The sequence below is a fragment of the Yoonia sp. genome (assembly GCF_046498525.1).
Classification (GTDB): domain Bacteria; phylum Pseudomonadota; class Alphaproteobacteria; order Rhodobacterales; family Rhodobacteraceae; genus Yoonia.
The window spans coordinates 1-4882 of sequence record NZ_JAWOAN010000185.1; the positions used below are offsets into that span (position 1 = coordinate 1).

At 56.3% G+C, this 4882-nt stretch carries 7 protein-coding genes; all 7 read left to right on the plus strand.

All coding sequences use genetic code 11. The annotated features are described in order from the left end of the window. The coding region (locus R6T97_RS11650; protein WP_410349460.1) for a hypothetical protein at positions 1 to 197 on the plus strand (197 nt) is incomplete at its 5' end. After that, entirely contained in the window at positions 194 to 352 is a 159-nt protein-coding gene (gene ccoS / locus R6T97_RS11655; protein WP_410349461.1) for a cbb3-type cytochrome oxidase assembly protein CcoS, read from the plus strand. The genes R6T97_RS11650 and ccoS, both read left to right, overlap by 4 nt. Before the next feature lie 169 nt (positions 353 to 521). Further along, positions 522 to 806: a co-chaperone GroES gene (gene groES / locus R6T97_RS11660; RefSeq protein WP_410349462.1), complete on the plus strand. Its 285-nt coding sequence runs from the start codon at positions 522 to 524 to the stop codon at positions 804 to 806. A gap of 48 nt (positions 807 to 854) precedes the next feature. After that, on the plus strand, positions 855 to 2498 hold the full coding sequence (gene groL / locus R6T97_RS11665) for a chaperonin GroEL (RefSeq protein ID WP_410349463.1): 1644 nt from the start codon (positions 855 to 857) through the stop codon (positions 2496 to 2498). Positions 2499 to 2622: 124 nt separating this feature from the next. Beyond that, positions 2623 to 3468, plus strand: a complete 846-nt coding sequence (locus R6T97_RS11670; protein ID WP_410349464.1) for an NAD(P)-dependent oxidoreductase — start codon at positions 2623 to 2625, stop codon at positions 3466 to 3468. 21 nt (positions 3469 to 3489) lie between these two features. After that, positions 3490 to 4326: a DMT family transporter gene (locus tag R6T97_RS11675; RefSeq protein ID WP_410349465.1), complete on the plus strand. Its 837-nt coding sequence runs from the start codon at positions 3490 to 3492 to the stop codon at positions 4324 to 4326. Between the two features lie 53 nt (positions 4327 to 4379). Further along, a partial coding sequence (locus R6T97_RS11680; RefSeq protein WP_410349466.1) for an esterase/lipase family protein occupies positions 4380 to 4882 on the plus strand: 503 nt, incomplete at its 3' end.

Below are 4882 nucleotides of genomic sequence, written 5' to 3' on the forward strand. Positions count from 1 at the left end.
TGATCGAACTGCCCCTTGTCGCCCGCGCTGCGATGCGACGGATCAAAGAGAATTTCACGATCTCGACAATCTATAACGTCATCGCAGTGCCAATCGCGCTGGCGGGCTTTGCAACACCATTGATTGCCTCTATTGCGATGTCCGCGTCATCGATTACGGTCCTGTTGAATGCGCTGCGGCTGAAAGGCAAATTATGAATGTCCTCGTTTTCCTGATCCCTGTGTCGTTGATTTTGGGCGGCGTCGGCCTTGCTGCGTTCCTGTGGAGTTTGCGCAACGATCAATACGAAGATCTCGATGGCGACGCATGGCGGATTCTGTCAGAAGACGACGACACGCCGCGCGGATCATAGCGGTGCATTGGCATTGATGCATCGCAGCATTCCCGACGCACTCAAGAACCGAAAATTTGTTATCATAGGGCTGTTGACACACCCGGTTGTGGTCCTTACCTAAAGTTCGTTAGCACTCGTCGTAGGTGAGTGCTAATTTGAGAGAAACACGAACTGGAGAAGTTCTGAAATGGCATTTAAACCACTTCACGACCGCGTATTGGTCCGCCGCATTGAAGGCGAAGAGAAAACAGCAGGCGGTCTCATCATTCCTGAGAACGCCAAGGAAAAACCAGCCGAAGGCGAAATCGTCAGTGTTGGTGAAGGTGCGCGCAAAGACAGCGGCGAGCTGATTGCGATGTCTGTCAAGGCAGGCGACAAAGTGCTGTTTGGCAAATGGTCCGGCACAGAGGTCAAGATTGACGGCGAAGAGCTGCTGATCATGAAAGAAAGCGACATCCTCGGCATCATGTAAGCCGACAGCTCGCCCTCACATATCCAATCATTCAAGGAGCACATGAAAATGGCTGCTAAAGAAGTAAAATTCGATACCGATGCACGGAACAAGATTCTGAAAGGCGTCAACGTTCTTGCAAACGCGGTAAAAGTGACACTTGGCCCCAAAGGCCGCAACGTGGTTCTGGACAAATCGTTCGGCGCGCCGCGCATCACAAAAGACGGTGTCTCTGTCGCCAAAGAGATCGAGCTGGAAGACAAGTTCGAGAACATGGGCGCACAGATGGTCAAAGAAGTGGCCTCTCGCACCAATGACGAGGCAGGCGACGGTACAACAACCGCGACTGTTCTGGCACAGGCCATCGTCAAGGAAGGCATGAAATCTGTTGCTGCCGGCATGAACCCGATGGATCTCAAGCGCGGTATCGACATGGCAACAGCCAAAGTCGTTGAAGCCATCAAAGCGGCAGCGCGCCCTGTGAACGACAGCGACGAAGTTGCGCAGGTTGGTACAATCTCGGCCAACGGCGAAACCGAAATCGGTCGTCAGATCGCTGATGCGATGCAAAAAGTCGGCAACGAAGGCGTGATCACTGTCGAAGAGAACAAGGGTCTGGAAACAGAAACCGACGTTGTCGAAGGCATGCAGTTCGACCGCGGCTACCTGTCGCCATACTTTGTCACCAACCCTGACAAAATGACAACAGAACTGGAAGATGTCGTTATCCTGCTGCACGAAAAGAAGCTTTCTTCGCTGCAGCCTATGGTTCCATTGCTTGAAGCAGTGATCCAGTCCGGCAAGCCGCTTCTCATCATCGCAGAAGATGTTGAAGGCGAAGCACTGGCCACACTCGTTGTCAACAAGCTGCGTGGCGGCCTGAAAATCGCTGCGGTCAAGGCACCGGGCTTTGGTGATCGCCGTAAGGCCATGCTGCAGGACATTGCGATCCTGACCGGTGGTCAGGTTATCTCTGACGATCTGGGCATGAAGCTGGAAAGCGTCACAATGGATATGCTGGGCTCTGCCAAGCGCGTTTCTATCACTAAGGATGAAACAACCATCGTTGACGGGTCCGGCGACAAGGCCGAGATCGAAGCACGGGTCGCTCAGATCCGCGGCCAGATCGAGGAGACGACATCCGATTACGACCGCGAGAAACTTCAAGAGCGTGTGGCCAAACTGGCTGGCGGTGTTGCTGTTATCCGCGTCGGCGGCATGTCAGAAGTCGAAGTGAAAGAGCGCAAAGACCGCGTTGACGACGCACTGAACTCCACACGCGCTGCTGTTCAGGAGGGCATCGTCGTTGGTGGTGGTGTTGCTCTGGTTCAGGCCGGCAAGATACTTGAAGGTCTTCAGGGTGCAAACTCCGACCAGAATGTGGGTATCTCGATCGTCCGCAAGGCGCTTGAAGCACCACTGCGCCAGATCGCCGAGAACTCCGGTGTCGACGGTTCAGTTGTTGCGGGCAAGATCCGTGAAAGCAACGATCCGAAGTTCGGCTTCAATGCGCAGACCGAGGAATATGGCGACATGTTCAAGTTCGGCGTCATTGACCCTGCCAAGGTGGTGCGCACAGCACTGCAGGACGCAGCCTCTGTTGCGGGCCTCTTGATCACAACCGAAGCAATGGTTGCAGATAAGCCTTCCAAAGAAGGCGCTGGCGGCGGCGGCGGCATGCCCGACATGGGCGGCATGGGCGGCATGATGTAAATCGCTTTTTGTCTGCGGACAAAAACGACGCACATCACGATAAAGAAGGGCGGTTCCGCAAGGAACCGCCCTTTTCATTTCCTCCGTTCCGGTATCAACTCTCTGCGAACGTAAGGGGGACCACATGGACGTTATTGGGGTCATCGGACTGGGCCGCATGGGCGGCGCGATTGCGCAACGGATGCAAGCAAAAGGCCACTCTGTCATTGGCTGGACGCGCAGCGGACGCAGGGTTGAAGGCATTGCCACCGCGCCGGACATCGCGACGCTTGTGGCAAAAAGCGACACCTTGATCCTGAGCTTGCTGGATGACACTGCGGTCGCCGCAATGCTGGACGCTTGTCTCGAACTGGATTTGACGGGCAAGCAAATCATCGAAACCAGCACCGTTGTTCCGACGCTCTTGCAGGACCGTATCAGCCAGATCGAGCGCAAGGGCGCCACAGCCGTAGACGCCCCGATTTCCGGTGGACCGGATTTGATTTCGGTGGGTGCCTGCGGCGTCTTCATTGGTGGGGTGGACGCGGCTGCGGCACGCGCACATGCAACCTTGTCCGCAATCTCTGGACAGATTTTTCATGTCGGCCCACTGGGGACCGGCCTGGTGATGAAAACCATCAACAACAGTATGTTGCAGTGCTATTTCAGTGGTCTGGACGATATGATGCCCTTGGCGAAACGTGCCGGTATTCCGCTTGAGACAGCCATCGGCATCCTTTCAGGGGGACCCGCAGGTGTGCCCATGATCGCCGATCGGATTCCAAAAATTCTTGGGCAGGACACGACGGTGGGCTTCACCATTTCCGCCGCGTACAAGGACAACGGCGTATTTCAGCGGGTGGCACAAGCCTATGGTCTGACCTCGCCGGTGCTTGTCCAGTCGGGGGAAATGCAAAAAGCCGCCCTGTCCGAGGGGATGGGAGAGGATGATCCAGCCGCCCTTGTTTCAGCCGCATATGACCGCGGGTGAATCTGTGACCGGAACCTGCACATGAGGCTCTTTGCACTCGTCGCGCTCACCATGTTCGCCTTTGCTGCCAATTCGCTCCTGAACCGGATCGGTGTCGCCTCGCAGGATATGGACCCGATGGATTTTGCGACAGTACGGACCGGCGCGGGCGCTGCAATGCTCTGGCTTCTGGTGATGATGCGAAGGGGCCCCCGTCCGGCTGTCTTGTCTATCGGGCGGTTCGCGGGTGCTGCGGCCTTGGCAGTTTACATGATCGGGTTTTCGTGGGCCTATATCACGCTGAATGCGGGGCTTGGGGCGTTGATCCTCTTTGGTGTGCTGCAAATCGTCATATTCAGTTGGGCGGTGATTGAAGGCAGAAAAATCCCTTTGCTGCAATGGATCGGCGCACCTATTGCCTTGCTGGGCCTGTGCGTTTTGCTTTGGCCGACGGGCGATCAACCGGTCCCCTTGGGCGGTGCTATATCCATGACAATCGCCGGAGCCGCTTGGGCTGCTTATACACTTTTGGGCCGGACGGAAAACGATCCGCTAGGGGCAACTGCAAGCAACTTTCTGCTTTGCCTGCCGCTTGTGGCAGCGGCCATGATCTGGACCGGCATAGGCGACATGCCGTTTTTCGGGGTCATCACCGCCATCATCGCCGGGGCCATCACATCAGGGCTGGGTTATGCCCTTTGGTATCTCGCCCTGCCCTCTTTGCCGACGACCGTGGCTGGCATTGCGCAACTCAGCGTGCCTGTCATCGCGGTTGCGGCCAGTGTTGTCTTGCTGGACGAACCGCTGACACTGCGATTGATTCTGGCCGGCTGTCTCGTATTGGGGGGAATCGGGGTTTCGCTCAGCACGCGACGCTAGGTTTCTTCGCTATTGGGGGTTTTGTGCCCGCTTGCAAATGCTACCTTGTCGGTATGAGACTTATCTTGGCGCTCCTTTTCGGTATTTTCACGTCCTCCGCTGCGATGGCGCAGGAATGCGTCGTCATGCTGCATGGGCTGGCGCGGACAGAAATTTCCTTTACCCCTTTGCAACTGGTGCTGGAGGATGAAGGCTATCTGGTGATCAACCGCGGCTACCCGTCTACCACTGCGAATATCCAGACGCTGGTCGAGGACCATCTGGCCGAGGATGTCGCAGCCTGCGGTGATCGGCGCATCAATTTCGTCACGCATTCGATGGGCGGTATCCTTGTGCGCGCTTGGCTGACAAACAACCGGCCGGAGCAGATGGGGCGCGTTGTCATGCTCGGACCGCCCAACGGAGGGTCGGAACTTGTCGATATCTTTGGTGATTTTGAACCCTTCCAATGGGTCAACGGACCGGCAGGACTGGAACTGGGCACGCAAAAGAATAGCCTGCCAAACACGTTGAAAAACCTGCCTTACGAGATCGGGATCATTGCAGGAAACCGGAC